Raw genomic sequence first — 26825 nt, 5'->3', positions numbered from 1 at the left:
CAAATCTACAAAGAATATCATTCCTCGGCCAATGTACGTGATATATTCAACTTGTAAATGCCCAGCGAGGGCAAGGCTGCGGCCAATATGCCGAGGAGGAGAGCTGCTGCAAACAAATAGATTTCCTCCGGCAGTAAACTGAACTCTTTTAAAGAATAGTGGAAATCTTTTTCGGCGGCCCTGCTGAAAGCTAATAAACCAATCCTGCTTAGAACAACCCCGGCAAGATACCCTATCACCGAAAGCATCAAACCTTCAAGAAGGAGCATCAGGAAAAGCCTGGTCCGTGTCGCGCCCATGGATAGCATCAGCGCTATTTCGTATTTCCGTTCTTTAAGTGAGTTATATAATGAAATGAATACACTTGCTCCGGCAATGACAATGATGATCAGTGCAAGAGCCCTCAGTGTTTCAATTCCTACCCCGAGTAAAGAAAATAAGCGGTTGATCTCTATACTCGGTAAAGCCGCCTGCATGGAGGTGTTCTCGTTAATCTGACGAGGCAGGGCAATCAATCCCATGGGATTTCTGAAACGGATCAATGCGCTTGTTACTTGCTTTTCATCTTCATGATGTTCAACGGATTCTTCATGTTCCTCGTGGTGCGCTTCACCTTCAGCATGTTCGTGGATGTCCCATACGCTTGAAAGACTTGTAAGAATGAGCTGATCTACGACGGAACCTGTCGGTTCAAAAATACCAACAACTTTATATTTTTTATCGCCATGTACATCTCCGCCAGCATCAAGGCCATGTGCACTGGCAAATGTGCTGCCAATTTTTAACGTTCCCGAAAGTGCCACTTTACTCCCGATAGTCACTTCCATCGTGCTGTTGAACATTTTTCCGGAAGAAACTTTTGCCTCAAAATGCTCTGAATAACTTTCATTGGTTCCAACAATCCGGAAGCCGTTGTAATTATCCCCCATTGACAATGGAATCACCGTTTTTACAAATGGATTGCGTTTCAGCGTATTGACCTCTGATAAGGGGATATTACCGGTAGGCGCGTCGATCTGGTAAATACTGGACAAAATGATTTGCAAGGGACTTCCTTTGGCACCTACCACCATGTCAATTCCTCTGATGTTTCGTCTGAACTGTTCGTCAAGCTGCTTATTAAGTAGCAATAACAATGATATCATTCCTATACCAAGCGTAAGCAGTAAGGCACTCAGAAAACTGTTAAGTTTTTTTTCTTTAAGATTAGCTATGCTGATTTTGAAAAGATTCATTGGGCAGGGGAAATTTTGTGAGTTGTATGGCTACGTTTGAAGTTACAGAAATACGCTATTTGTAAATTCGTCTTTCAAACGCTGGTCATGTGTAACTACTACCAGACTTGCACCTATCTGAGCCGACTGTTTTTTGAGTAAATCAATTACCTTTCCGCAATTATCGTCGTCCAGGCTGGAAGTCGGCTCGTCTGCTAAAATCACGTTTGGATTGTTCATGAGCGCACGGGCAATGCTGACGCGTTGCTGTTCTCCCTGGCTCAGCTGATTGGTTTTTTTTTCAAGATGCTCTGCAAATCCAAGCTCGCTTGCCAGGAAACTGGCTTTGTCCCGATCCTGTTTTTGGCCTGCAAAGTAATTTGGGAGCAGAATATTCTCCATTACAGAAAGAGAGCTTGCGAAATGTGCCCGTTGATATATAATACCGATATTTTGTGCTCTCACATTAGTTGCTTCAGAGGAGCTAATACCGGATGCTTTTTTATTGGCAATGTGAATTTCTCCGGATGTAGGTTTAAGCAGTAGCGCTAGCAGGTGTAATAATGTTGTTTTTCCTTTTCCCGATTGTCCGAGAATCAGGAGCGTTTCATTGTCATCGCAGCTTATATCAGGAAATGTGAAATGTTTTTGACTAGAATATGAGAAATGTAGATTCTTGCTGGTAATCATCAGGAATAGGAATTTGAGCTATGCAATTATAAGGAAGTTTTTAACTTGTTTCAGAAGCGATGCCTTATTTTATTATAGAATCTATTGTTTCATGTCAGAATGAGGTGGAATATAGTAAAGGGTTGAAAATAGGATTATATAAATTTTAATAGCTACACAAATAAATGAACGGTAAATACGTTGAAAAGGAGATATTATCTGTGGAAAACCGGCAACTGTTATATTTTTGCACAAAAAAAGAGCTCAAATGCGTAAGAATTTTGAATTAAAGGAAATATCCGGGGCACTAACGCTGATCATGACCTTAGGTCTGTTTTTGTCAGATGGTGCAGCGATGGCGCAGAGCCGTGGTATATTCATACCGTACTCTACTGTTGGGTTTGGCTTGGGTACGTCCAACTATTATGGGGACTTTGCTCCTTACAGAAGGCCCGTTGCTTCTACTTTTAATATGATGAGGTGGAGCGTTGCGGGTAATTATACACGTCACTTTACACCACGTTTGGCTGCGAGAGCTAGTTTTACTTATGCACGCATCGCCGGAGATGACTACATTATGAACAAAAGTTCAAAGCATGAAACCAATATTTTTTATGCTAGAAACCTGCACTTTAGAAATGATCTTAAAGAATTTTCTGTACAGGGTATTTATAAACTTACACCAGACAACAGAAGTTACGACAGGCGCCCGCAATTCTCTGCATATCTTTTCGCCGGTATTGCAGTAACAGCTCATAATCCTAAAGCAATGGTTCCGGATGAAGAAGATTGGAACAGAACTCAACCTGCAGGTACTGTGTATCCTGGTAGCGGCGAGTGGGTTAAACTGCAACCTCTTGGAACAGAAGGACAGGGTAATGAGGGTTACAAGGACAAATATTCCCTGGTGACTTTTGCGATTCCGGTGGGTGTAGGTGTGAGGTATAAAATTAATTCCAGATTTGATGTTTCTGCCGAACTAGGCTTCAGAAAGACCTTTACCGATTATCTTGATGATGCGCATGGAGCATACGCAGATCCGGCCTTGTTCGCAAATGATCCGTTGGCGCTTGCAATGTCGAACAGGTCCCAGGAGCGCGTGGCGGTGAGAAAAGGTGCTGTAAGAACAGAAAGTCTTAAAAAGTTTGTTCAAGCCAATTATGTTGGTGCAGCGCCTGACGGCGACCCTTATGCTGAGATGATTAATCAGGGTTTTGCCAGACCTGGAAGCGACCGGGGAAATAGCCCGACTTATACGGATAATTATTTAATCGGACAGATACAGCTTCATTACATACTGCCGACCCAAATCAAATGCCCTCCATTGAAATAAAATGATATTCCGTTGAATCAGATTCATAAATTTTCTTTGCACAAATACTTGCGGTCTGTGACGGCAAGTATTTGTTGTTTTATTCTTTTCCCATTATCAGCCACGTTTGCTCAGAGAGTCGAGTTTGGGGCTGGTTTGGGTGGTTTCAACTACAAGGGAGATATAGCCCCGCATTTACGCCTAAAGTTTTTTAAACCGGGCGGAAGCCTTTTTTTTCGATATAATCCTAATTCTGCTCTGTCTCTGCGAGCGGAAATAGCAGGTGGATTGATCGGTGCGAAAGATGAAGGCAGTAAAGATCCTTATCAGCAAGTTAGGAACATGTCTTTTAATACCAGGATTTTTGAAGGGAGTGCAGTAGCGGAATACAACTTTCTTGATTATGAAGATCGCCGTTTTGCCGTGAACTGGACACCCTATGTTTTTGGTGGTATAGGGCTGAATACTTTTAAACCAGAAGTAAAAACAGGAGATTATAAGACCAGTGGTTTGGTATTGCCATATGGGGTAGGAATTAAGTATCAGATACGCCGTCCATGGAATATCGGTATCGAATATGGTGCAAGAAAAACTTTTACCGATTATCTCGACAATTTGGGAGGTGATCCTGCTTCAACAGACAAATTAATGCAGGGAGATCCATCCACAAAAGATTCCTATTATTATCTCCGATTCTCGGTAACATATACTTTCTACCGAATTTTTTGCCCGAAGTAGTCTATGAAAAAACCTCTCCTTCTTCTGTTTTCTATTCTTTTTCTCGTACTGATCGTTTTTTTTGGATTCCGGCAATACAATCGATCCCTCAGCCCGGCAGCAAATGCAGAGTACCATGAAGGTAATTTAAATGTGGTGGTTCAATATGGACGGCCTGCTAAAAAAGGAAGATTTATTTTTGGCAGAGAGCAGGACAATGCATTGCTACCATATGGAAAAGTTTGGCGTACCGGTGCAAATGAAGCTACAATAATTGAATTGAAAGAAGATGTAATGTTTGCAGGGAAGGAGGTTAAGGCGGGTAAATATTCACTTTGGACAGTACCCGGACCGGGCAGTTGGAAAGTGATCCTTAACTCTCAAACTGGTCAATGGGGCACAGAATATAACGATGGAAAAGATTTGTTCAAATCAGATGTTCAAATTCGTGTCCGGCCTCATGTGCAACAGATATTTACTATTTATTTTGATAAGATTCCCAATGGCACTAACATGATTCTAAGCTGGGATCAGATTGAGGCCATCATTCCTATACAACCCAGGTAACCTGTTTGCCAACCCTTTCTATGTTTGTTGAAGCAATTGAATCAGTGGACCAGTTTACTCGTCCGATACATTTTATATTACGTTATTACACAGGAAGCGATATAGTACCGGGTACAGCTACCTTGTTTTTCGTCAATCAGAATGGCTTTGCAGTCACTTGCAGGCATGTTGCCAGACAAATACTTTACGCCAACTCCGTTTACGAAAACTATGTAAAATTTAGCTCTGAATTACGTCGGTTTGAGCGGGATCCAGGGCTAAACACACAACGGCAGTTGCTGGAATCCAAATATAAGATTAATGCGGAAACGCCGGTCAGAATACTTTTTAATTTCATAAACTGCGTTTCTGCTTATAAAAGTCTAACTGTTCACCTTCATCCAACCCAGGACCTGGCCATCATCCAGTTCCGTGACTTTGATTCAATCCAGTATCAGGGACATGCCCGGTTTTTAAAGGACACCAGGATGGTAAAGCAAGGCCGGTATCTTTGCAGGCTTGGTTACCCGTTTCCAGAATTTACAAACTACGGTTACAATAAGGATATCAATGACATTGAGTGGCTCAAAACCGGACGTGTAAATACACCTAGTTTTCCAATAGACGGCATTATCACACGCCATATTGGTGAAAATAATGAAATTACCGGGATAGAGATGAGTACACCGGGACTTCGTGGCCAAAGTGGCGGGCCTCTTTTTGACAGAAATGGAGTTATTTATGGTATGCAAAGTTCGACCCGCCATCTGCATCTTGGATTTGATCAGATAAACCGTGAAGTGGTTACAGACGGTCAGCGAAAAAGAGTCTCCAATTATCCTTTTCTTAATGTTGGACAATGTGTCCATGCCGACGTGATCAAGAATTTTCTTCGGGAGAAAAGGGTCACTTTTTACGAAGAGGATTAATTGACGCGCCTATACACTTAAAGAATCAGTTTGAGCTCTTCCAGGTTACGGATATCATAAGTTGGTTTTTGATCAAATATTAAACCAGCCGGATTATAGTAAACAGTGTCAAGTCCGAAACCACTCGCTCCCAAAATGTCAGCAATCCAGTTGTCGCCTATCATAATACAGTCATCTGGTGATGCATTAGCTTGTTGAACCGCATAAGCAAATATGGCAGGTTCAGGTTTTTTTGCATTCGCATTTTCAAATGTAACGACGTTCTCAAAATAGTGACTGATGCCTGAGCTGGCAATTTTTCTGGCTTGGATTTCTGTAAACCCGTTTGTAACAATATGCATTTGATAGCCTGCGGATTTGGCATAGCTTAGTGTTTCAAGTGCTCCTTCCAACAAATGTTTTTTACCAGGCAGGGTATTAAGGTAAAGTTCTCCAATCTCCAGATGATTCTCCGGACATTTTATTCCCAATTCATCAAAAACCATTAGAAATCTGTTTTGACGTATATAGGAGTGGTGGAATTTACCCTGATCAAAATCCTCCCAGAGTTTTGTATTGATGCGGATAAATGACTTAATAAACAGCTCCATGGAATACACACCATGATCAGCCAGTGAAAGTTGATGAAATATATCTTCTAACGATTCGGAGGAATTTCGCTCAAAATCCCACAAGGTATGATCAAGGTCAAAAAAAAGATGCTTATACTTCATTTCTTAGAATAATTCAATTGGTTTAAATTTACGATTTCAGGCAATAAAACTTGTTTTGTCAATTTCTAAGTTCACCTTTGATCTAAACGGGGTGTCTTTATCGTATCTTATTTGATAAGTTCTATTATTTGATACAATATGAATATTGGGCGGCTTTTTAATGGAAATAGTTATAATAGAGCCTTTCAGTTGTTAACATCTGTTAATTGAAAATAATTTAAGGAAAAAAGAAACATAAACATTTGCAAATTATTTGGCAAATCTATTTCTTTGATTCACAATATTGGAATAAGCAATATTTTTACTTCATTATATCACTAAAAAGAAAGGAGAAACAATATCGATCAACCGCTCTACGTTAACTAAATCGAATAGTAAAAATGGAGAAAGTCCAAGTTAGCGACAGTGAGTTGGTAACATTGTATATCCGTGGTAACGAGAAGGCTTTTGAAAAGCTGGTTCAGCGCCATAAATCCAGAATATACACCACTATTTATCTGATTGTCAAGGACCAGTATGTTGCTGAAGACTTATTGCAGGATACATTCATAAAGGCCGTTGACACAATTAAAGGTGGTAGATATAATGATGAAGGCAAATTTTTGCCTTGGATAATACGAATCGCACACAACCTCGCCATTGATTATTTCAGACGCGATAAACGCTACCCCAATGTAGTGTTCGAAGATGGAAGCAGTGTTTTCAATACACTGGATTTTGCGGAAGATTCCGTGGAGTCAATCCAGATTCGTCAAGAAACACACGAGCAACTTAGGGAGATGATCCAAAGGTTGCCGGATGTTCAAAAGCAGGTTCTGATCATGCGCCACTATGAGGACATGAGTTTTCAGGAAATTGCGGATGCGACGGGTGTGAGTATTAATACGGCATTGGGGAGGATGCGTTACGCGTTGATAAACTTGCGTAAGCAATTCAACCAGCGTGCCCCACAATATGACAAAAACTTTTACCTACGATGATGTTGTTCGGTATATTTATTCTGAAACAACCGAAACTGAAAATGATCTGATTGTTGAAGCCTTAGCGCTCGACGATGACTTGATGACCTTTTACATTGATTCTCTGGAAATTAAAACCCAGATGAACAAAATCGTTCGAACTCCTACCGAACAGACGATTGGTAAGGTTCTAAGTTATTCCCAGCAGTTTTCTGCAAAAAGACCTGCTACTCTTTCTTTTTAGAATGAGTAATAGGTCTTTTTCTTGCCAGCTATTGTACAAATAGCTGGTTATTTGGGTTTATACCCAACAGTTTTAATAGTGCTTTAAGTACTGGTCCGGATATATTGGACGAGTTTCTTATTGAAAATTAATCATATATGCAGAGAAAAGAGCGTTTCAGATTACTTCTGGAATATTTTACCACCAACTTCCCGGAACCGGAAACTGAGCTTCATTATGGAAATCCGTATGAATTGCTGGTCGCGGTAATTCTTTCAGCCCAATGTACCGACAAGCGTGTAAACATGGTGACGCCGCCGCTTTTTGAGCGTTTCCCGGATGCGGAATCACTTGCATTGTCAAATGCGGAAGAGGTTTTTACATACATCAGATCTATATCTTATCCCAACAACAAGAGCAAACATCTTGTAGGAATGGCCAGGATGCTTGTGGAACAATACGATTCGCAAATTACTGCTGCTATTGATGAGCTTCAAAAATTACCGGGAGTTGGGAGAAAAACTGCTAATGTAATAGCTTCTGTGATATTTAATCAGCCGGCTATGGCGGTGGATACACACGTGTTCAGGGTGTCTCACCGAATAGGACTGGTGCCCTCTACGGCTACCACACCTCTTGCAGTTGAAAAAGGGCTCATGAAACACATTCCATTGGCAATGGTACCAAAGGCACACCATTGGCTCATTTTGCATGGTCGGTATGTGTGTATTGCCCGAAGCCCTAAATGCGGCGAATGTCAGCTTAAATCATTTTGTGCATTTTATGAGAAGAATGTTGCTGCCTGATTTTTTTTGAACAGATTGCAACCCTTTGCGTCAAGATAGAGTCTAGTGAACAATGGAGTTTTGAAAAATATTATATAATTCTAAAATTGAAAAATTAAAATGGGTGGTAAGTATTTGAAAATCGGTGTTCTGGCCGCGGTTGTGGTGGGTATGGTGTCTTGTAATAAGATGGACAATAATAATGACGAGGAAAAAATTAAAGAAAATGAAACCGCTATCGAAAAATATGTTGCTGACAGTTCGATTAGTGTAACCAGGGATCCACAGGGGTTCTATTATAAAATCACACCAAATGCCTCTGGTGTGAAGGCAGCAGTGGGCGAGGAAGTTACTGTGAAATATGATATGTATCTTTTAAATGGGTCACGTGTATGGACATCCAAAAAGGATACTGTTACGATTGCAAAGTTTCCTGCTCTTAGTGGTTACATGTTTGTACTGCCAGCAATGGAACTGACGATGAATCTGATGAAAACAGGAGAGAAAGCGACCATTTTTGCTCCCTTTTATCTTGGCTTTGGGAATTATACATCCGTTCTTTCTGGCTTTCCCGGAAGTGTAAGTATTCCTTCATATTCACCTATCAGAGTTGAAATGGAATTGATCAGTAAAAAAACAGAAGTGCAGCAAATAGATCAATTTATTACCACTAAAAAATTGACTGTAACTGAAAGAACCTCAGACAACCTTGTAATAGCTAAAACGTTTATTGTGTCTGCGGGAGACACTCTGGGTAGAAATAAACCAGTTAAGGTGAAGTATGTTGGTAAGTTAATGGATGGAACTGTTTTTGATGAGGGTAAGGATATCTTAACGTTTACAACAGGTTCCGGGAACAATACTCTGATAACAGGATTTGACCGTGCTATTCGTAAAATGAAAGTTAATGAAAAAGCTACAATCATTTTGCCATCGGCAACCGCATATGGCAAAAATGGAAGAGCAAATACCGCGGGTAGCAACTTTGTAATTAAGCCTTATCAGCCAATTACTTTTGAAGTTGAAGTACAACCGTAAGTTTAATTTTCGCTTAAAAAAGCCTCCGGTCAGATCAGTTTCTATCGGAGGCTTTTTTGTGTCCAGTTTGTAAACAGCTCCTGATTTCCTGTTGAATCCTTTCCAAATTATGAGTTGACAAACTTGATCCGGAAGGCAAACAAAGACCATTTTTAAAAAGGTTTTGGGAAATATTTCCTCCAAAGTACATGGCTTTTTTAAACACGGGCTGCAAATGCATAGGCTTCCAGATAGGCCGGGACTCTATGTTGTGTAATTCAAGATGCTGGCGAATTTCTTCACTGCTTGTCCAGGCAGTTAACGGATCAATGGTTATGGTGGTGAGCCATCTGTTTGAAAAAAAGTCCTCTGGTTCGTTCTGAAATGATATCCCGGGAATATTTGACAGTTTTTCGTGATAAAAACGATAATTACTTCTTCGCTGGGAAACTCTTGCGTCGATTACTTCCAGTTGGCCTCGTCCTATTCCGGCACAAACGTTGCTCATTCGATAGTTGTATCCGATTTCGGAGTGTTCATAATGAACGGCATGGTCACGAGCCTGGGTTGCCAGAAATCGGGCTTTGTTAATTAGTTCTTCATTGTTTGAAAATAGTGCTCCACCGCCAGAAGTTGTAATAATTTTGTTTCCATTAAATGAGAAAATACTCATTTTGCCAAAACTTCCTGCTTTTCTCCCTTTGTACATTGAACCAAGAGCCTCAGCCGCATCTTCGATAAAAGGTACTTCATATTTTTCGGAGAGATAGAGAATTTCGTCTATCATACACGGCATCCCATAAAGATGTACGCCAATAACGGCTTTTGGTTTTTTACCTATTGAAATAAAGTGTTTTAGAGCATCTTCCAGCGCATTTGGACAGATGTTCCATGTCACATTTTCACTGTCAATAAAAGCAGGTGTTGCGCCCTGATAAACAATTGGGTTTGCACTTGCCGCAAATGTCAGTGACTGGCATAATACAATATCGTCCTTGCTTACATTAAGAAGAATCAATGCAAGGTGTAATGCTGCTGTACCGGAAGATAAGGCCACCACATTATTTATCCCGACATATTTTGCCAACTCTACCTCAAAACCTGTAATATTCGGTCCTGCCGTGGTAATCCAGTTTCCATCGAAAGCTTCCTTAATGTATTTCTCTTCACGTCCACTGGGATGAGCTAATGAGAGCCAGATTTTTTCAATTGATTTCAATGTGATGTCTTTATTATTTTGCCAGGATTACCTCTTACAATGCAGCCATCGGGGACGTTCTTTGTAATAACACTACCTGCTGCGATGATACAGTTGCTGCCAATGGAAATATTAGGGACAATAATAGATCCGGCACCGACAAGCGTATTTTCTCCAATGCTTACATTACCACATAATACCGCACCTGGAGCAATGTGTACAAAATCTCCAATGCTACAATCGTGATCGATTCTGACACCTGTGTTGATGATCACGTGATTACCTATTTTGTTGGAGCATTGGATAATACTCCCATGGAAAACCACTGTTCCCAACCCTAGCTGAACATCCTTTTCAACAAGAGAAGAGGGGTGAATTACATTACCAAAACGATGACTTATACTTTGAGATATCTTCCGGCGAATCTGGTTGTTTCCTATTGCAATAACAATGTGCTCATCAGAGAAAATGGAAGGATCATATTTGCTAATTACCGTTTTGTCGGGAATGCTTATTTTAGAATCGTCATCATCAAAGACCGCTGTTACAAGCTGATTGCTTGCATGAATGCAACTCACAATAACTTTAGCATGACCGCCAGCACCGTAGATAACCATCGTAATTGGGTTTAAATAACTGTGTTACGAGTAGTACGGCGAATAACGCTTTAAGTAATTGCTAAAAGCACAGAATTTGATTACGCTTTGAATTTTTCAGGAATATCCGTTTCCTGAGTTGGGCCGTTGGTAGCTCTGAGTAGTTTGGAAACGGTTTTTACCAATATCTTAAAGTCCAATGCAAAAGAAACGTTTTGGGTATACCACACATCCATGTCCAGCCTTTGTTGCCAATCCAGCGCATTCCTGCCATTAATTTGTGCCCAGCCAGTGATGCCAGGTTTTACGTTGTGTCGTTGGTTCTGGGTAGAATTGTAGAGTGGCAGATATTCGGTTAGTAGAGGTCTTGGTCCTACAAGGCTCATATCTCCTGTTATTACATTCCATAATTGAGGTATTTCATCTAACGAACTTCCTCGTAACACTTTTCCAATTTTTGTAATACGTTCGTTTTCGGATAATTGGGAGTTGTCTTTTTCGTCAATCATGCTTTTGAACTTGATGATTGTAAAAGCTACTCCATTTAAGCCAGGGCGGGATTGAAAGAAAAATGGATTTCGCTGTCCAGATATAAATAGCAACAGGGTGATTAAAATAAAAAGCGGAAACAGGATGATAAGTCCTGTTCCCGCCAAAATGATGTCCAAACTTCTTTTTCCCCAGCGTTTGTACATTTGGAGGCTATCTAAAATAATTCCGGAAACTGTTGGGGATTGGCCTCATGCATAATTTTATAAGCTGTTTCCAAAACGTCATCCATATTGGGTTTGGTAAAATAGTCTCCGTCTGAGCCGTAAGGTGGTCGGTGGTCCTTGGCCGATATGGTCACTGGTGCGGAATCCAGCCAGCGATAGGCGTTTTGTTTTTCCACCACCTGTTGCATCATATAGGCAGAAGCGCTCCCAGGCATATCTTCGTCAGCAAAAATAACTCTGTTGGTCTTTTTTACAGATTCCACAATGCTGTGGTTAAGGTCAAAAGGAAGGAGAGTCTGAACATCTATAATCTCTGCATCAATACCTAGTTTTTGTAGTTGTACGGCTGCCTCCATTACAATCCTGCACATTGAGCCGTAGGTTACTATGGTTATATCCTTGCCCTCTCTCAGAATCTCAGGCTCGCCGAGCGGTAGACATATTTCTCCGATATTATCAGGTAATACTTCTTTTTGTCGATATGAATTCAGTGGCTCTATTACCAGAGCCGGATCATCGCCTTTGATCAGTGTATTATAAAAGCCGGCAGCTTGTGTAAAATTTCTCGGAACGATAACATGTAAGCCCCGAAGGCTGCTGAGCATGGTTCCTATTGGCGAGCCCGAATGCCATATTCCTTCCAGACGATGCCCTCGTGTACGAACAATAAGAGGTGCTTTTTGTCCGCCTGCTGTTCTGTAACGCAGGGATGCAAGGTCGTCGGTCAGGGTGGGCAGTGCGTAATATATGTAATCAAAATACTGAATTTCAACAATCGGACGTAAGCCGCGCATGGCCATTCCAATTCCCTGCCCAATGATGGTTGTTTCTCTAATACCCGTATCGGTAATACGTAATGAACCAAATTTTTCCTGCAATCCGGCTAGTCCCTGGTTCACATCACCGATCATCCCTACATCTTCGCCAAGGGCTACCACGCGGGCATCTCTTTCAAAAAGGGCATTGAAATAGGAGCGGATGATTTCCCGGCCATCTACTGTCGGACTTGTTTCGCTGTAAACGGGATGAACAGGTTCTACCAAAAGGGGAGACTCAGGAGAGTCACTGTAGAGGTGCGTTCCGAAACGATTTGAATTGTCTTTGAGGCTTTTTCGTAAAGAAGTTTGCAACTCATCCTTTGCAGTATTTTTCTCTGTTCCCATCAGTCTCAGTGCTTTACGAACACTAGATACCATATCCTTTCTCACGGGAAGATATGTCTTGGATAATTCGAGAACGATATTACTGATTTCAGCTGTAAATGAGCTTTCCTTCATCGCATTTTGAAGTAGCTGAATCGTTTGCAGATATTCCTTATCCAGCTCTTTTCTATAAGCTTGCCATGCCCTGTTTCTTGCCTGACTAGCAGTTTCCTTCGCTTCGGCTTCTATCTGTTCGAGCTCTTCTTCGGTAGAATAACCGTTCTGTAAAATCCAGTCTCTGAACCGTCTGTTGCAGTCATGGTCAGTTTCCCATTTCAGCCTTTGTTTTGATTTGTATCTTTCGTGGGATCCCGAAGTAGAGTGTCCTTGTGGCTGTGTAAGTTCTACCACATGAACGAAAACCGGAATTTGCTCTTCCCTGCAAAGATCTGCTGCCCGCTGGTACGTTTCGATAAGTGCAGGATAATCCCAGCCCGGAACCGTTATAATCTCCATGCCGGGCTCGTCTTCATTTCGTTGCAAGCCTGCGAGCGCCTTGGAAATACTTGCTTTTGTAGTCTGATATTCTATTGGTACAGAAATACCGTATCCATCATCCCAAACGGAAGTGAGCAGAGGTATTTGTAAAACACCTGCGGCATTCATCGCCTCCAGAAACATGCCCTGAGAGGTGGATGCGTCACCAATTGTGGCAAAAACGATTTCATTCCCACGATTCGTGAAATTGGTAAGATGCTGTATATCTTTATTTTCTCTGAATAATTTCGAAGCATAAGCAAGGCCAACGGCGCGGGGGATTTGTCCCGCAGTTGAGGATATGTCGCAAACAGAATTATAGATTTTTGTCTGGTCAAGCCATTGTCCGTTTTCATCCAGCCATCTCGTAGAAAAGTGCCCGTTCATTGATCTTCCTCCTGTGCTGGGTTCGTGTTCCAGGTCGGCATGCGCGTACATTTGCGCGAAAAACTGCTGCCATGTAAGGTTACCCAAAGCGGCTTCGATAGTCTGATCCCGATAATAGCCTGATCGGAAATCACCTCTTCGAAAAGCACGCGCTAGTGCAATTTGCGCGACCTCTTTACCATCTCCAAAGATTCCAAATTTGGAACGGCCACCCATTGTATCCTTTCTTCCCAATAAACTTACCTGACGGCTTTCGCAGGCTAGGCGATAATCGTCAGTAATATTTTTCTTACTCAACACACTGGAACCGGTCAAACTGTCATTCTGAAGCATAAGCAAAAGTTACGGGTTTTGAATCCGTAGTTAAATTACATTTTTTTGGATGCACGCCAAAATTATGCAGGAAAATAATATTCATAACAACAATTGCACATCTTTAACGACCGTTGTTAATATTGGTTAATGTTTATTAATTTTAACTTTTATACATTAATCTTGTTATGTAATTAGTTTTCACCACTAAATGTACCAATACAATTATGAAAGTATTTTTTTCTGCACTGGTTCTATTGATAGGTTTAACCACTGTTAGTTTTGCTCAAAAGGGTGTTTTAAAGTTTAAAGAGGAAACACATAAGTTTGGCAAAGTACCTCAGGGCACACCTGTAACACACGAATTTGTGTTTACAAACACAGGTACTGATCCTGTTGTTATTTCTAACGTAACTGTATCGTGTGGATGTACAACTCCGGTTTGGTCTAAAACACCGGTTGCACCAGGAAAAACAGGTTCAGTTAAAGCGACTTTCAACGCAGCTGCGGCAGGTCCTTTCAACAAGCCTGTAACAGTTTTTACAAACACAGAAGGTGGTTCTATTACTTTATACCTGAACGGAGAAGTAGTTGCTAAACCTGCTGCTGCAAAAGCATCAAAGTAATTTATACTTTACAGTTAATTACTTGATAGCCATTCGAAAGGATGGCTATTTTTTGTCTAAACGGAATTTATGAAGGTTGATAAGCCCGCAGTCGACAGCCGAAAAACCGACTGTTAATCTCCTTGTCTTTAATATTCACCCAGGTCTCTGAAAGAACGACGGCGGGTAACTTTTAAATCTTGCAGAATACTCGATTTTACTTTCAGTGTAAAATTGTAATTACTTGCACGTGAAGCATTTCCTGCAAATGGTGTCCAGCTAAAACTCATATCCCAGCAGTGCAGATCGCGGTACAAAGTGAGTGATGTAATGGTCGGCTGAAATGCGGTGAAGTCAAAACCCGTATTAACACTTACCTTGAAGTTTTTGGATAGGCTAAGATCTCCTGTAACCTGAATAGCCTGAATCAGCATAGCATTCGAAAGCCCGGGTTTGGTAAGGCCAAAGTTATAGTTCAGATTGATGTTCCAGGGAATAGAAAAATCAACGTACAAATCCGGGTTGTTCTGAACAAATTCCCTTTGCTCTGGCGTGGCAGTACTATTTCCCCCTGGCGCCGGCTTGGTTTTATCTGAGGATGATTTTGGTGAAAAGCTGGTTCCCAAAGTAAAACCAAGGTTTTGCAGACCAGCTAATCCCTGTCCCTCTGTAATCGCATACTTATTAACTCTTGTTCCAATCTGATTTCCAAGGATATTAGGGTTTGCCTCATATGCATATGGATCCAGATTCATATTAAAGTTAAGGTTTAGATTTTTGCCGATCCTTGCATTGGCATTCACAGTGATATTGGATAGGTTGAGTGAGTCTGCCAACAAATTGTAACTACCACCAAGACTTAGGTTATCAAGCAACGATACTTTTTCAAATTGCGAAGCAGCCGTATCACTTTTTGATTTGAGTTTCATCTCAAACGAATTGTTCAAACTAAATGAAATTACACTGGAAGCGCGCCCGTTGCTAACGCCGGTGCCAACACCACGGAAGCGGGATAAACGTTTCGTGTCACCTTGTATGTTGTATTGCACATCCTGATAAAAACCGTAACTGTTTCCTGTGAAGTCCGGCGTGTAACTGAAGGATAGTGATGGAATTACCGTATGCCTGATGGCTTCCAACCGCCTTCCCTTAACAAAGAATGTTCCATAAAACCGCGTATTCAATCCTCCGCCAAAAGAATAGGAATATTCCGTTCCGACTTTATTTATTGTATCAATTCTGACATTATTAGCTCCAACATAAGTGTATTGGTACTGTTTTGTAAAAACCTCGCCTTGCAGCGACATGCTTGGTGTAAGATTGATGAACTTGAGTAGTTTGAAGTTAGGAAGAGATATAGGCAGGCTATAACGACCCGTGAATTGCGCATCTTTGAAGATATCCGGCAAATTGCCTGTATTAAAATCCACGAGTTGCTGCTTGTTTATCCGGTTAGAATCCGCCTGCAGGTTAGTCACTCTAAATCCTAATCTTGAATAGGATGTATCAATGACAGACAGCGAATTGGAGATAGCATAGCCACCACTAAAATCCAGACCAAGCCGGAAACTTTCATACCATCTTCCTCGTCCCCCATTCATGGCAAATGGTGCAATTTGGTTCACACCTAAGCTGAAATCTGACGAAATATTGGTTTTCCCTCCAACTTTTCTATTTAAACTATCAACGTATTGACCAAAATTTTGATTCACTCTTAAGCTGGCTGCGCCGCGCAAATATTGCCCCATTGTACGGGTATATTGCACCGAGGATGTAGCAACGTTGGAGGTGTACTTCGTGGTTTGTAGTTCCTGAGTCTGGTTATAGTTGTTACTGGTAATGTTGACATTGGCCGAAAAGGTGGAATTGCCACGTGGCTTTGGAGCGTGAGACCATACAAGGCTGTAATCATTAGAAACACCCTGTCCGGTGCGTCGCCTTACCTCGTCGCTAGAGTTGTTTCTGGCAATGCGGAAAGAAAAATTTCCGTTGTATTGATAACGTTTGGAATATGTAGATGCAAGCCCAATTCCCCAGCTTCCTGATGAATAGATTTGTCCTGTTATGGCTGCATTCACATACTCACTGATTGCAAAATAATATCCGCCATCGCGCAGGTAAAACCCACGTCCGTTAGGTTCCTCGCCGTATGTAGGAAAAAGTATTCCGGAAGTTCCGATTTCCTTTTTCTTTGGAAATGGGAAGAACCCGAAAGGCAGAGCGATTGGCAAAGGGACATCACCTATGACGAGATTAAACGGGCCTGATATGACCTGTTTCTGATTCACCATTTTGATCTTAGGGGCATTGATAAAATAGTGCGGGTGGGTCAGATTACAGGTGGTATACATCGAATGCTGGATATAGAAGTTCCCTTCGGCGTCCTTCTTTACCTTTTCTCCTCTGATGTTCCCGTCGCCTTCGGTGGTCACAATTCCCTGAATGATTGCCTTTTTGGACTTGAAATTGTACCTGATCTCCTTGGTATTGTATGTTTGGGCACCATCCTGAAAAATAGGTTCGCCAGCCATTTTTTTCGCAGTGGAATCGTAAGTTCCCACCGCGTACACCTCATTTGTTACCCAGTTGAGACGGATGTAATTCGCTTTCAGATTAATGGTTCCGTAGGTTACAACTGCGTTTCCATACAAATGAACCTGCTTCAAAACAACATCGGATATGGTGGAGTCTTCCGAATCGTACTTGACCAGGAATTCAAGATCATCAGGATTTGAGAGTGTGTCGGCAGCAGTGGAATCAGCTGCAACAGACAGGCTGTCGCGTACCGAAAGAGAATCTCCGGGTGTTATTATGCCCGTTTTTGAAGTATCTGATAGTGTTTTGTTCTGCGAACTTTTGGGTACAGCGAGCGTGTCCGCTTTTTGCGTTATCTGTTTTGCTCCCTTTTCTTTAGAAAGGTTTTTATCAGATCGCCCCAAGCGCTGCTGCACACATCCCAATGTGCCGATCAAAAGAAACGTCACAAATCCTAGCGATATAATAATCGCCTTTCTTTTCAGTTCTAACAAATAGAGTATTTTTGCATAAGGAATTTCAAAATTAGTGGAGAAACCCCTAAAGAGTAACGCCGTAACTGAAAAATAATGTTAAAAGTTCTTAAAACCCTGATTTTAGCCTGTTTGTTATTAACGAGTCTTGCTTTTGTATTTCAGGAAGAGCCTGTTTCGGCAAAAAAAGCTGACAGCAAAGTAAAAACAGTTGTAATTGATGCAGGTCACGGAGGGAAAGACCCCGGAACCAGAGGCAGAACCACCAGGGAAAAAGATGTTGCTTTGAGCGTAGCGCTGAAACTTGGTCGTAAAATAAAAGACGCCACTCCTGATGTGAAAGTATTGTATACACGTTCAACCGATGTTTTTATTGAATTAGGAGAACGTTCCGCTTTTGCCAACAGAAACAATGCCGATCTCTTCATATCCATTCATTGTAATGCAACGCCCAGATCTAAAAGTGTGAGAGGTACCGAAACCTTTGTAATGGGTTTACACAAAACAGAAGGTAACCTTGAAGTTGCAAAACGTGAGAACTCGGTAATTTTGCAGGAAACGAATTACAAACAGAAGTATAAAGGTTTTGATCCGGATTCTCCGCTTGCGCATATTATGCTTGCCAATTATCAAAGTGCGTTTATTTCGAGCAGTCTGAGGTTCGCAGATCAGGTAGAAAAGAAATTTCAATCTGTATCAGGGCGTGACAGCCGAGGGGTGAAACAAGCCGGATTTCTTGTTTTATGGCGGGCAGCCATGCCCAGTGTACTTATTGAAACAGGATTTTTATCAACTCCTGATGAAGAGGAATACCTGGCATCGGATGACGGGCAGGACGAAGTGGCGGATTCTATTCTTCAGGCATTTAGGATATATAAGAAAGAGATGGATCAATAACAACTTTTCAGGTGTTAACCCAAAAAGAGAAGAACACAGTTTATTTTTAATGCTTTGGCTCATGTCAAAGCAAATTTTTTAGTCCATGAAAATATCTAAAGAGGCAAAAGTGGGAGCAATGGCGATCGTAGCCATTGTAATGTTATACTTCGGCTTTCATATTCTTAAAGGCTCTGATGTTTTTTCCAGAACATATACCTATTACGTGGTGTATGATAACATAGATGGACTTACGGCTTCAAATCCTGTTTTGTTGAATGGCTTAAATGTTGGTCGTGTTCAGGGAATTAAACTTTTGCAGGAACGGCAAAACACGCTTCTTGTAACACTGGATATACAGAAAACCGTTGCACTTCCCGAAGGAACGATCGCGACGTTGGCTGATGGTGGTTTGTTAGGCGGAAAAGTAATACACCTTGTTATTGGTAAGTCAGGCAAGCTTCTGGCTGATAACGATACGCTTTCCGGAATGAAGGAAGCTGGTATTTCGGCACTTCTTCAGGAGAAGGCATTGCCGTTGGTAACACATGCCGATTCTCTCGTTAAAAATCTTGATGTAGTTGCCTCGGGTTTTAAAGAAACAGGCCTGATCTTAAACCAGGTCTTAAAAAACTATGATCAGGCGGGGAGTGATGTACAGGGGCTTTTGAAGGATAACAGAAAAAACCTTTTAGCCATAACAACCAACTTGAACAAACTTTCTGCTTCATTGGTAGAAACTGAAAAAGAATTAAAACCGCTTCTTGCCAAAACGGGATCGCTTGCCGACTCTCTCAATGCTTTAAGACTTGGCGAAACGGTACAAAGCGCGAATAAAACGATTGCCGAACTACGCCAGATACTTGCTAATGTAGAGTCTGGTAAGGGAACAGCTGGTAAGCTTATCAACGACGAGACATTGTATAACAATTTGAACCGCACGATTGTAAGTCTGAACCACCTGATGACCAATCTGCGCGAACATCCTAAGCGATATGTTCATTTGTCGGTTTTTGGCAAAAAGGACAAAGGACCTGCGGAATCTTCGATTGATACTACTGCTGTCATTAAATAGAATTTCAGGCAACTTCTTCTGCCTCTGTTTTTTCGTTATATTGCTTTAAATAAAATCGGAAAGGAGGATCTTATGTTAACGCAGGAGCCAAAGAAACGTAGTCAAACTTCAAATAATAAGTACGATAATATCCCTGATTCCCTTATTTACGAGGTGATGGATGGAGAGCCTTTGTATTATCGTGGTTATAAAGACGTTTTGAACAACAAAAAATCTCTTGACGATATCATGGGAAGTAGTGGTTTGCAATCATTTATAATCCAGTACATTCTGGAAATCTTGTATGTCAAAGTAGGTCGAAAAATATATCATTTTCTTACTAATGAGGTAGGAACGCATTTAGGTAAAAAGGATAATCTTTCAGGAGATGTCTATGTTTATGAAAAAAGTAAGTTGACTCCTGCTGAGATTAACGAAAAGTACATCAATATTCCAGCCAAAATTGCCGTAGAAATTGATTCTAAAATAGACATTTCAAAGGACAGGGATCTTGACTACGTCAATATTAAAACTCAAAAACTATTAAACTTTGGTGTTGAAAAAGTGATCTGGATCTTTACGGGAAGCCAAAAGGTGATGGTTTCTGAGCAAGGTAAAGACTGGCTTACAAAGGATTGGAATCAGGACATTGAATTGCTGGACGGACATTTTTTCAATATATGTCAATATTTAAAGGAAGAAGGCGTAAAAGTGGAAACCAATTTTTAACCATTTTTCTGTCCATACAAAATTAAGTCGTTTGCTTACTGGCGAACGACTTTTTATTTTGTACTAAATCCAATAAATTGTAAGAAACGTTATCTTTCTATACAGTCATTCATTTACTTTCATCAGAAACTTATGCCAAATCAAACCATACAGGAACTATTGACCACGCTCAACCTCAAATACGAACAGGTAAAACTGGGTGGCGGGCAAAAGAAAATAGATGCACATCATAAGAAAGGAAAGCTTACAGCAAGGGAAAGGATTGACTATCTGATTGATACAGATTCTTATTTTCTGGAAGTTGGGGTTTTCACCGCCGAGGGAATGTATAAAGAAGACGGTGGTTGTCCGTCCGGTGGTGTTGTTGCCGGAATTGGATACGTTTCCGGTAAACAATGTATGATCGTTGCCAACGATGCTACTGTAAAAGCAGGAGCATGGTTTCCAATTGCTGCAAAAAAGAATTTGCGGGCACAGGAAATTGCGATGGAAAATCGTCTGCCTGTCATTTACCTTGTTGATAGCGCAGGAGTATACCTGCCTATGCAGTCAGAAGTTTTTGCAGACAAAGAGCATTTTGGACGCATTTTCAGGAATAATGCTAAAATGTCATCGATGGGAATTGTACAGCTTGCTGCCATTATGGGAAGTTGCGTAGCAGGTGGAGCGTACCTGCCCATAATGTCCGACGAAGCATTTATTGTGGAAGGAACAGGATCGGTTTATCTGGCTGGGCCATATTTGGTGAAATCGTCAGTTGGTGAAGATGTGGACTCAGAAACACTGGGTGGTGCCGAAATGCATTGCGAAATATCAGGTGTGACCGACAACAAATTTCCTGACGACAAATCCTGCCTGGATGCCATTAAAAGACATATTGATAAAATTGGAAGTCCGGAAAATGCTGGTTTTGATCGGAAAATAGCAGTTACTCCGGCAAGGCTTCCAGAGGAAATCTACGATATATTACCAACCGATAGGCTGAAACCGTACGACATGCGTCATATTCTGGAGTGTATTGTCGATGCTTCGGAATTGGATGAATACAAACCGGATTACGGAAAAACGCTGATTTGTGCTTATGCACGTGTCGACGGCTGGGCTGTGGGAATCGTGGCGAATCAGCGCAAAATGGTCAAATCCGGGAAAGGTGAAATGCAGATGGGCGGCGTTATTTACGGCGAATCCGCCGACAAGGCCGCCCGTTTTATCATGAATTGTAATCAGAAGAAAATTCCATTGATATTCTTCCATGACGTTACCGGTTTTATGGTTGGCAGTCGTGCGGAGCAGGGAGGCATTATCAAAGATGGTGCAAAAATGGTGAATGCTGTCGCCAATTCGGTCGTTCCGAAATTTACTTTTATTGTGGGGAATTCTTATGGAGCAGGCAATTACGCCATGTGTGGAAAAGCGTATGATCCTCGATTAATTTACGCCTGGCCAACAGCCCAAATGGCTGTAATGAGTGGGGCAACTGCTGCGAAAACATTGCTTCAAATTCAAACGGCAACTTTGAAAGCCAAGGGTGAGACAATTACTCCCGAAGCGGAAAAAGCTTTGCTGGACGAAATCACGGATCGTTACAATGATGAATTGTCGCCATACTATGCAGCTGCCCGACTTTGGGTTGATGGAATTATAGATCCGGTCGAAACCCGAAGAATTATTTCAATGGGAATAGAAGCTGCGAATCAGGCTCCGATTGAACAGCGGTTCAATGTCGGGGTAGTGCAGGTTTAAAAATAATGTTGTTTAAGTAGATGGGATTTGCTTCATTTTAAATCAGGTTCTTATGGGAAAATTCATATGCTGTTTTCTGATTTTCTTAACAATTGGATTGTCTCCTGATGCTTTTGCGCGTAAGAAGAAGATAAAGTTACATCGGCTTACCGTCGTTCAATATGACGATTCCAGGGTTAAAGGAATATTGTACGATGTCAATGAACAGGGATTGGTGTTGGTGCGTGCAAAGGATTTAACTAATATACCATTTGACCTGATAACGAAGTCGATTAATGAAGGGAAAATACAGGTTACCAACGTACCTTATGGTGCTGCAAAAATACTGTATGTTAGGAGAAAAGGATCCTCAGGGCGGGGCTTTGCAATAGGTGCGCTTGGTTCGTTCGCTATCACGGCCCTACTTGCGGCTGGTACTGCGGCGTTCGGTGATGGTTGTGGCTGCGCCGGTCCGCCGGCTGTTCTGGTTTTGCCCCCTATTGCAGGTCTTCTGGGAGGTGCAGTGGGTTCTATCGTTGGACTTGCTCCCAAGAAAACCATACGGCTCGATCCTGACAGATTCTATGAAAGTGCAGATTCAAGTTTAAGGAAATACTCTTTGGCAGGTCAGTTGATTCTCCAAAAGTGAAGTTGAATTGAATAGGAACAAAGAAAGCTGCCCGTTCTTAGCAGCTTTCTTTGTTTCTATTTTATTATTTCATGCACTAGTTAGATTCGCTGAATTCGAGCAACATCTCGTCTGTAATTTTGTTCTTGTCTTTGAAATCGGATACTGTTTCGGTGAAAGAAGTATGCAGACCTTCAATGTTTTCAAGATTTTTATATGCGCCGTCGTAGATCGATGCAATGGATTTTTCAAGATCCTGAATGTTCAGATTCATGTTTTCAGTTTCTATCTGACCGATTTTTTTAATAACGGCAGTTTCACTGTTTTTCAAGTCTTCAATTTCACGAAGCACTTTCTCCATTGTCTTATACTTTTCAATCTTATCCATAAGTTCTCTTGTTAATGTTGCAGTAACAGAGTAAAATACCGTGCCAATCATTGTTGTAAAAGCGATGGATTCTGAATTTAGAGAGGTAAGTTTTAAGGTAAATTTCCTTTACAAGATTATGATACGAATACTTCGAATATGGCTTATATCCTTTGTAGGCTTCACTTTATCTGTTTCTGCACAACCTTCACAAAGAGTTGTTCCCGGTGCTGTAACAAACTGGAAAGGTTTTGAAAAACAGGAATTTAAATTTGAAAACAGAGAAGCCTGGTACTTGAAACCTAAACAAGCTGCCCCGGGAAATCCATGGGTGTGGCGCGCGCACTTCCCAACATGGCATACAGAAATGGACAGCATTCTGCTTACCAGGGGATTTTATATTGCGTATGTAAACACCAACGACATGTTTGCCCATCCCAAAGCGATGCAGGTTTGGGATAATTTCTACGATTATCTGGTTAAAGAAAAACAATTTGCTCCAAAAGTGGCACTCGAAGGTGTGAGCCGCGGAGGTTTGTATGTATATGGTTGGGCCAAACGGAATCCCGATAAGGTTAGCTGTATTTATGCCGAAGCGCCCGTTTGTGATCCAAAGAGCTGGCCTGGTGGAAAGGGTAAAGGACCGGGATCTGAAAAGGACTGGACATCCTGGTTGAAGCAGTTTGGACTAACTGAAAAAGAAGCAGAAACGTTCGAAGACATTCCAATTAACGATCTGAAAGGATTAGCCGCTTTCAAAGTGCCTATTTTACACGTTTTAGGATTGCAGGATAAACTGGTGCCGCCAGCAGAAAATTCGGATGTTCTGGTTCAAAATTACCTGAAACTTGGCGGTCCAATCAGTGTGTATCCGATGACGAGAGGTGAGCAAACATTGGAAGGGCATCATTTTCCTATCGAGCGTCCGGAATACTTTGCCAATTTTATCTGTGAGAATAGTATCCCGGTTGTAAAGCCACTTGGTCATTTGCCGTATATAGAAATGAACAATGGCTTGTATAATGCCTATCAGAAATTCAGAACTACGAAAAAAGGAACCGTCGCTTTTTTAGGGGGATCAATCACGCATAATCCGGGATGGCGGGATAAAACGACTCAATATCTGAGGGAACATTTTCCCGAAACAGAATTCACCTTTATCGCCGCCGGTATTCCATCCTTGGGAAGTACGCCACATGCGTTTCGTTTTTCCAGGGATGTTTTGACAAAAGGAACGCCTGATCTATTATTCGTGGAAGCTGCTGTCAATGACCGTGGAAATGGTTTTAGTGAAAAAGCGCAGATTAAAGCTTTGGACGGAATTTTAAGGCAAATGTATACTCAAAATCCAAAAGCGAATGTGGTATTGATGGCGTTTGCAGAACCTCATAAAAATACAGATTATGAAGCAGGAAAAGTACCCATTGAAGTAGCAGTTCATCAAAAAGTTGCGAAACATTACGGAGCTTCTTATATCAATCTGGCAAGGGAAGTTTATGATCGGATCAAAGCCGGAGAATTTACCTGGAAATACGATTTTAAGGATTTACATCCGTCACCATACGGACAGGAAATATATTTTCAAACCATTAAGGAATTGCTGAAAATAGAGCCAGAAAGTGCCGGAAACTCATCAAAGCTGCCATTGGCAATGGATAAATTTTCCTATGAAAAGGCAAGTTATCACACAATAGAAGAGGCAAAGAAATTACAGGGTTTTTCACTTGATCAAAAATGGAAACCGAAGGAGAAAATATCCACACGTGAAGGGTTTGTCAATGTTCCCATGCTGGTGAGCGAAACCGCAGGTTCTTCTTTTGAATTCGATTTTAAAGGTCGGGCAGTCGGAGTTGCCATTATTTCCGGACCTGATGCTGGCAAGATTTCCTATTCTATTGATGGCAAAAAGCCTCATACTCTTGATCTTTTCACACAATGGAGTACGCAGTTGCATTTGCCATGGTACCTAATGCTGAACGACGAACTTTCATCCAGGAAACATACTTTGAAGTTGTCGGTTTTGTCTGATAAAAATGAGAAGAGTGTCGGGAATGCGGTTAGGGTAGTTCATTTTTTGGTGAATGAGTGAGGGTTTTGCATTAAAATTCCAAGAGAATTAAATCCAGATTGGGAATGGTTGCAAACCCTTTATCGAAAGTGATCAATTCTACTTTTAGAAACTGAGCAGTTGCAGCAATAATCGCATCAGGAAGTTTAATGCGATGGAACTGTTTTAATTTTATCGCTTGCTCTTTGATAACATCAGTAAGTCCAAGTATTGAACAGTCGCCCAGTAGAAAGTTGAAATATTGCTTTTCGGATTCAGAAATTTGATAGAAGCCCAAAAGTTCAATTTCTGTAATAACCGAAACAAAGATCTCCCTTCCTTGCAAATGGAGTTCGATTCCTTCTTTGCCTTCTGCTAAGTTAATAAAGACATTGGTGTCAACCAGAATCTTTTCACCAATCATCCCTCTGCTGTTTTTGATATGCTAACCCATCAAAGCCACGTTTCAATTTTCCAGCATATTTTTTTGCATCAAATCCCTTTCTTGTCGCCTTCTCTCTAGCTATTGCCTCCATAGCTTCCTTAATTTCAGAAGCCGGGGCATCTTTTTTAATTGTGACTATCATATGTTACAGATTTACACAAGTTTACATATTTTTTGACTGAATTTCAAGTTTACATAATCACCTCAATGTCTGCGTCGTATATGTACTCTCAAAGATCTTGTCCGCATTCGCAGCTTCAAATCCGTCACGGCGGTGTTTTCTCAAAATCTTTCCCTGAGGCAAATCACTGAATTCCGGCAAAACCTTGCGCTCTGCAAATTCGACGTAGGAACCTGATATTTGCATGGTTTCATTGTTGGCAAATTGTGCTTCTATCATTTCTGCAACCGTAGAGCTTTGGATCAATCCGCCGTCGGGACTTGTTTTAATTTTCCCTCCTGATGTATTGAGTTTAATGCCAATGCCCTCCAAGAACTGATTGAAATCAGCAACTGTGTTATATCCTTCTGGCAGATTATGCACGCTGATCGTGAAATGGTTCAGATAATAACGGTTGTAAATGACCCAGGCTGCATACTCGCTTTCTTTTAAAAGTGTCTGGTAATCGGCTAAGGAAGGCGTTCTCCAAAGTGGCTTGTGCAGGAAGTCATCCACTTCCAATCCGTTATCAAGATCCAGACTATCAGCCGGATCGGCGGTTACTTCATCCGTATAGCTTTTTATAATTCGCTGACTTTCTTCCGACAAATCACCCACCCGTAGTTCACTTACAAAAATGCGCGGGTCGGTTTCCTTTGGCGGGCTGTACCACCATGCGTCCAGCTTCTTTCCTTCGAAAAAATAGTGCTCCCGTTTCTGATAACCATAATGAAGAAATATTTTTTCGAAAGATTGTACTCCCAATTGCGGAACACCCATCGTGCGGAAAGCGATGTGATCGTTTTCTATATCCGTTGCATCGCCAATGATATGCGCTTCGATCATGGCATTGATAATGATTTTTACATCAGGCACGCGGTCAGAATAGCGACTCATCAGTCCGTTTAAGACAATATCGAGTGTTTCCAGTCTTTTCGATGAAGCAGTTTCCATTATATTTCTCTTGTTGGTCAATGAATATTTTATAGGGACAGAGAGCCAGATTTTTGAGGCAATTAACAAATTTTACGCTAATGGTTATAATAACGGTATATTATTCTTTCTCTTGTGAGAACAACTTATGCAAATGGAAGTTTAAACGTGATTTCGGTAATTATTAAAATTTTTTATAAAATATAATAGCGTAAACGGATAATAGTTTAGACATTTGTTTTTATAAATATTGCAAGAATAAATTTAACCTATTGCGAT

Annotated in this window: 27 protein-coding genes; 15 read left to right on the top strand and 12 right to left on the bottom strand. The window is 41.2% G+C overall.

Translation table 11 applies throughout. From position 1 onward, the window contains the following. Positions 1 to 17: 17 nt before the first annotated feature. Together LZG71_RS21280 and LZG71_RS21275 are read right to left on the bottom strand one after the other, a co-directional pair. Complete coding sequence (locus LZG71_RS21280) at positions 18 to 1235, bottom strand: ABC transporter permease (protein WP_233823819.1); 1218 nt, start codon at positions 1233 to 1235, stop codon at positions 18 to 20. A gap of 42 nt (positions 1236 to 1277) precedes the next feature. Beyond that, complete coding sequence (locus LZG71_RS21275) at positions 1278 to 1904, bottom strand: ABC transporter ATP-binding protein (RefSeq protein ID WP_233823817.1); 627 nt, start codon at positions 1902 to 1904, stop codon at positions 1278 to 1280. 247 nt (positions 1905 to 2151) lie between these two features. On the opposite strand from LZG71_RS21275, the gene LZG71_RS21270 reads away from it, so the two are divergent. Genes LZG71_RS21270 through LZG71_RS21255 form a run of 4 tightly spaced genes read left to right on the top strand, consistent with a single transcriptional unit; the run spans position 2152 to position 5387 of the window. Beyond that, entirely contained in the window at positions 2152 to 3216 is a 1065-nt protein-coding gene (locus LZG71_RS21270; RefSeq protein ID WP_233823815.1) for a DUF6089 family protein, read from the top strand. Positions 3217 to 3273: 57 nt separating this feature from the next. After that, positions 3274 to 3933: a DUF6089 family protein gene (locus LZG71_RS21265; RefSeq protein ID WP_233823813.1), complete on the top strand. Its 660-nt coding sequence runs from the start codon at positions 3274 to 3276 to the stop codon at positions 3931 to 3933. Between the two features lie 3 nt (positions 3934 to 3936). Continuing rightward, positions 3937 to 4479 carry a DUF2911 domain-containing protein gene (locus LZG71_RS21260; protein WP_233823812.1) on the top strand — a complete coding sequence of 181 codons (543 nt, stop codon included), beginning with the start codon at positions 3937 to 3939 and terminating at the stop codon, positions 4477 to 4479. A gap of 20 nt (positions 4480 to 4499) precedes the next feature. After that, positions 4500 to 5387, top strand: a complete 888-nt coding sequence (locus LZG71_RS21255; RefSeq protein ID WP_233823810.1) for a serine protease — start codon at positions 4500 to 4502, stop codon at positions 5385 to 5387. A gap of 17 nt (positions 5388 to 5404) precedes the next feature. On the opposite strand, the gene LZG71_RS21250 is transcribed toward LZG71_RS21255, so the two are convergent. Further along, positions 5405 to 6100: a YjjG family noncanonical pyrimidine nucleotidase gene (locus LZG71_RS21250; protein WP_233823808.1), complete on the bottom strand. Its 696-nt coding sequence runs from the start codon at positions 6098 to 6100 to the stop codon at positions 5405 to 5407. Between the two features lie 380 nt (positions 6101 to 6480). Between LZG71_RS21250 and LZG71_RS21245 the strand changes: the two genes are divergently transcribed. From LZG71_RS21245 to LZG71_RS21230, 4 genes are all read left to right on the top strand, one after another. Further along, a complete protein-coding gene (locus LZG71_RS21245) occupies positions 6481 to 7080 on the top strand; it encodes an RNA polymerase sigma factor (RefSeq protein ID WP_233823806.1) in 600 nt (199 codons plus the stop codon). Then, positions 7055 to 7303 carry a hypothetical protein gene (locus LZG71_RS21240; RefSeq protein WP_233823804.1) on the top strand — a complete coding sequence of 83 codons (249 nt, stop codon included), beginning with the start codon at positions 7055 to 7057 and terminating at the stop codon, positions 7301 to 7303. Before LZG71_RS21245 ends, LZG71_RS21240 begins: the two co-directional genes overlap by 26 nt. Before the next feature lie 137 nt (positions 7304 to 7440). Next, complete coding sequence (gene nth, locus LZG71_RS21235) at positions 7441 to 8088, top strand: endonuclease III (protein WP_233823802.1); 648 nt, start codon at positions 7441 to 7443, stop codon at positions 8086 to 8088. A gap of 99 nt (positions 8089 to 8187) precedes the next feature. Continuing rightward, positions 8188 to 9105, top strand: a complete 918-nt coding sequence (locus LZG71_RS21230; protein WP_233823801.1) for an FKBP-type peptidyl-prolyl cis-trans isomerase — start codon at positions 8188 to 8190, stop codon at positions 9103 to 9105. A gap of 34 nt (positions 9106 to 9139) precedes the next feature. Here LZG71_RS21230 and LZG71_RS21225 read toward each other — a convergent pair whose 3' ends face one another. The 4 genes from LZG71_RS21225 to LZG71_RS21210 all read right to left on the bottom strand — a co-directional run bounded on the left by LZG71_RS21225 (position 9140) and on the right by LZG71_RS21210 (position 13993). Continuing rightward, the gene (locus LZG71_RS21225) at positions 9140 to 10303 is read right to left on the bottom strand and encodes a DegT/DnrJ/EryC1/StrS aminotransferase family protein (RefSeq protein ID WP_255713143.1); all 1164 of its coding nucleotides are present in this window, start codon (positions 10301 to 10303) and stop codon (positions 9140 to 9142) included. Next, positions 10300 to 10899 carry an acetyltransferase gene (locus LZG71_RS21220; protein ID WP_233823799.1) on the bottom strand — a complete coding sequence of 200 codons (600 nt, stop codon included), beginning with the start codon at positions 10897 to 10899 and terminating at the stop codon, positions 10300 to 10302. Before LZG71_RS21220 ends, LZG71_RS21225 begins: the two co-directional genes overlap by 4 nt. An 80-nt stretch (positions 10900 to 10979) precedes the next feature. Next, positions 10980 to 11573 carry a sugar transferase gene (locus LZG71_RS21215; RefSeq protein WP_233823797.1) on the bottom strand — a complete coding sequence of 198 codons (594 nt, stop codon included), beginning with the start codon at positions 11571 to 11573 and terminating at the stop codon, positions 10980 to 10982. 11 nt (positions 11574 to 11584) lie between these two features. Then, positions 11585 to 13993: a thiamine pyrophosphate-dependent enzyme gene (locus LZG71_RS21210; RefSeq protein ID WP_233823795.1), complete on the bottom strand. Its 2409-nt coding sequence runs from the start codon at positions 13991 to 13993 to the stop codon at positions 11585 to 11587. 206 nt (positions 13994 to 14199) lie between these two features. On the opposite strand from LZG71_RS21210, the gene LZG71_RS21205 reads away from it, so the two are divergent. Then, on the top strand, positions 14200 to 14598 hold the full coding sequence (locus tag LZG71_RS21205) for a DUF1573 domain-containing protein (protein WP_233823793.1): 399 nt from the start codon (positions 14200 to 14202) through the stop codon (positions 14596 to 14598). A gap of 128 nt (positions 14599 to 14726) precedes the next feature. Here the strand turns inward: LZG71_RS21205 and LZG71_RS21200 are convergent, their stop codons facing one another. Beyond that, entirely contained in the window at positions 14727 to 17606 is a 2880-nt protein-coding gene (locus LZG71_RS21200; protein ID WP_233823791.1) for a putative LPS assembly protein LptD, read from the bottom strand. 75 nt (positions 17607 to 17681) lie between these two features. Between LZG71_RS21200 and LZG71_RS21195 the strand changes: the two genes are divergently transcribed. From LZG71_RS21195 to LZG71_RS21175, 5 genes are all read left to right on the top strand, one after another. Then, positions 17682 to 18482, top strand: coding sequence for an N-acetylmuramoyl-L-alanine amidase (locus LZG71_RS21195; RefSeq protein ID WP_233823789.1), 801 nt, complete (start codon positions 17682 to 17684; stop codon positions 18480 to 18482). An 85-nt stretch (positions 18483 to 18567) separates the two neighbouring features. Continuing rightward, entirely contained in the window at positions 18568 to 19536 is a 969-nt protein-coding gene (locus LZG71_RS21190; RefSeq protein WP_233823787.1) for an MlaD family protein, read from the top strand. A gap of 72 nt (positions 19537 to 19608) precedes the next feature. Next, positions 19609 to 20244, top strand: coding sequence for a Uma2 family endonuclease (locus LZG71_RS21185; protein WP_233823785.1), 636 nt, complete (start codon positions 19609 to 19611; stop codon positions 20242 to 20244). Positions 20245 to 20376: 132 nt separating this feature from the next. Continuing rightward, positions 20377 to 21987 carry an acyl-CoA carboxylase subunit beta gene (locus LZG71_RS21180; RefSeq protein ID WP_233823783.1) on the top strand — a complete coding sequence of 537 codons (1611 nt, stop codon included), beginning with the start codon at positions 20377 to 20379 and terminating at the stop codon, positions 21985 to 21987. 52 nt (positions 21988 to 22039) lie between these two features. After that, the gene (locus tag LZG71_RS21175) at positions 22040 to 22615 is read left to right on the top strand and encodes a hypothetical protein (protein ID WP_233823781.1); all 576 of its coding nucleotides are present in this window, start codon (positions 22040 to 22042) and stop codon (positions 22613 to 22615) included. A 76-nt stretch (positions 22616 to 22691) separates the two neighbouring features. On the opposite strand, the gene LZG71_RS21170 is transcribed toward LZG71_RS21175, so the two are convergent. Next, positions 22692 to 22982: a hypothetical protein gene (locus LZG71_RS21170; protein ID WP_233823779.1), complete on the bottom strand. Its 291-nt coding sequence runs from the start codon at positions 22980 to 22982 to the stop codon at positions 22692 to 22694. Positions 22983 to 23100: 118 nt separating this feature from the next. Here LZG71_RS21170 and LZG71_RS21165 point away from each other — a divergent pair, with 118 nt between their 5' ends. Continuing rightward, positions 23101 to 25050, top strand: a complete 1950-nt coding sequence (locus tag LZG71_RS21165) for a GDSL-type esterase/lipase family protein (protein WP_233823777.1) — start codon at positions 23101 to 23103, stop codon at positions 25048 to 25050. 10 nt (positions 25051 to 25060) lie between these two features. Here the strand turns inward: LZG71_RS21165 and LZG71_RS21160 are convergent, their stop codons facing one another. From LZG71_RS21160 to LZG71_RS21150, 3 genes are read right to left on the bottom strand one after another with little or no spacing between them, the layout of a single operon-like run. After that, a complete protein-coding gene (locus LZG71_RS21160; RefSeq protein WP_233823775.1) occupies positions 25061 to 25432 on the bottom strand; it encodes a type II toxin-antitoxin system VapC family toxin in 372 nt (123 codons plus the stop codon). Next, positions 25422 to 25595: a hypothetical protein gene (locus LZG71_RS21155; RefSeq protein WP_233823773.1), complete on the bottom strand. Its 174-nt coding sequence runs from the start codon at positions 25593 to 25595 to the stop codon at positions 25422 to 25424. The genes LZG71_RS21160 and LZG71_RS21155 overlap by 11 nt, the downstream gene beginning before the upstream one ends. Positions 25596 to 25652: 57 nt before the next feature. Continuing rightward, a complete protein-coding gene (locus tag LZG71_RS21150) occupies positions 25653 to 26567 on the bottom strand; it encodes a DUF1338 domain-containing protein (RefSeq protein WP_233823771.1) in 915 nt (304 codons plus the stop codon). Positions 26568 to 26825: the final 258 nt, after the last annotated feature.

This window comes from Dyadobacter sp. CY312 (assembly GCF_021390535.1).
In the GTDB taxonomy this organism is placed as follows: domain Bacteria; phylum Bacteroidota; class Bacteroidia; order Cytophagales; family Spirosomataceae; genus Dyadobacter.
Note: the sequence above shows the minus strand (reverse complement) of the source record. Positions and strands in the feature narration are given on the sequence as shown.

Excerpts from the sequence above, each read along its gene's own strand:
- LZG71_RS21280 (WP_233823819.1), bottom strand. The coding sequence starts at position 1,235 with ATGAATCTTTTCAAAATCAGCATAGCTAATCTTAAAGAAAAAAAACTT.
- LZG71_RS21275 (WP_233823817.1), bottom strand. The coding sequence starts at position 1,904 with ATGATTACCAGCAAGAATCTACATTTCTCATATTCTAGTCAAAAACAT.
- LZG71_RS21270 (WP_233823815.1), top strand. The coding sequence starts at position 2,152 with ATGCGTAAGAATTTTGAATTAAAGGAAATATCCGGGGCACTAACGCTG.
- LZG71_RS21260 (WP_233823812.1), top strand. The coding sequence starts at position 3,937 with ATGAAAAAACCTCTCCTTCTTCTGTTTTCTATTCTTTTTCTCGTACTG.
- LZG71_RS21255 (WP_233823810.1), top strand. The coding sequence starts at position 4,500 with ATGTTTGTTGAAGCAATTGAATCAGTGGACCAGTTTACTCGTCCGATA.
- LZG71_RS21250 (WP_233823808.1), bottom strand. The coding sequence starts at position 6,100 with ATGAAGTATAAGCATCTTTTTTTTGACCTTGATCATACCTTGTGGGAT.
- LZG71_RS21245 (WP_233823806.1), top strand. The coding sequence starts at position 6,481 with ATGGAGAAAGTCCAAGTTAGCGACAGTGAGTTGGTAACATTGTATATC.
- LZG71_RS21240 (WP_233823804.1), top strand. The coding sequence starts at position 7,055 with ATGACAAAAACTTTTACCTACGATGATGTTGTTCGGTATATTTATTCT.
- nth (WP_233823802.1), top strand. The coding sequence starts at position 7,441 with ATGCAGAGAAAAGAGCGTTTCAGATTACTTCTGGAATATTTTACCACC.
- LZG71_RS21230 (WP_233823801.1), top strand. The coding sequence starts at position 8,188 with ATGGGTGGTAAGTATTTGAAAATCGGTGTTCTGGCCGCGGTTGTGGTG.
- LZG71_RS21220 (WP_233823799.1), bottom strand. The coding sequence starts at position 10,899 with ATGGTTATCTACGGTGCTGGCGGTCATGCTAAAGTTATTGTGAGTTGC.
- LZG71_RS21215 (WP_233823797.1), bottom strand. The coding sequence starts at position 11,573 with ATGTACAAACGCTGGGGAAAAAGAAGTTTGGACATCATTTTGGCGGGA.
- LZG71_RS21210 (WP_233823795.1), bottom strand. The coding sequence starts at position 13,993 with ATGCTTCAGAATGACAGTTTGACCGGTTCCAGTGTGTTGAGTAAGAAA.
- LZG71_RS21205 (WP_233823793.1), top strand. The coding sequence starts at position 14,200 with ATGAAAGTATTTTTTTCTGCACTGGTTCTATTGATAGGTTTAACCACT.
- LZG71_RS21195 (WP_233823789.1), top strand. The coding sequence starts at position 17,682 with ATGTTAAAAGTTCTTAAAACCCTGATTTTAGCCTGTTTGTTATTAACG.
- LZG71_RS21190 (WP_233823787.1), top strand. The coding sequence starts at position 18,568 with ATGAAAATATCTAAAGAGGCAAAAGTGGGAGCAATGGCGATCGTAGCC.
- LZG71_RS21185 (WP_233823785.1), top strand. The coding sequence starts at position 19,609 with ATGTTAACGCAGGAGCCAAAGAAACGTAGTCAAACTTCAAATAATAAG.
- LZG71_RS21180 (WP_233823783.1), top strand. The coding sequence starts at position 20,377 with ATGCCAAATCAAACCATACAGGAACTATTGACCACGCTCAACCTCAAA.
- LZG71_RS21175 (WP_233823781.1), top strand. The coding sequence starts at position 22,040 with ATGGGAAAATTCATATGCTGTTTTCTGATTTTCTTAACAATTGGATTG.
- LZG71_RS21170 (WP_233823779.1), bottom strand. The coding sequence starts at position 22,982 with ATGGATAAGATTGAAAAGTATAAGACAATGGAGAAAGTGCTTCGTGAA.
- LZG71_RS21165 (WP_233823777.1), top strand. The coding sequence starts at position 23,101 with ATGATACGAATACTTCGAATATGGCTTATATCCTTTGTAGGCTTCACT.
- LZG71_RS21160 (WP_233823775.1), bottom strand. The coding sequence starts at position 25,432 with ATGATTGGTGAAAAGATTCTGGTTGACACCAATGTCTTTATTAACTTA.
- LZG71_RS21155 (WP_233823773.1), bottom strand. The coding sequence starts at position 25,595 with ATGATAGTCACAATTAAAAAAGATGCCCCGGCTTCTGAAATTAAGGAA.
- LZG71_RS21150 (WP_233823771.1), bottom strand. The coding sequence starts at position 26,567 with ATGGAAACTGCTTCATCGAAAAGACTGGAAACACTCGATATTGTCTTA.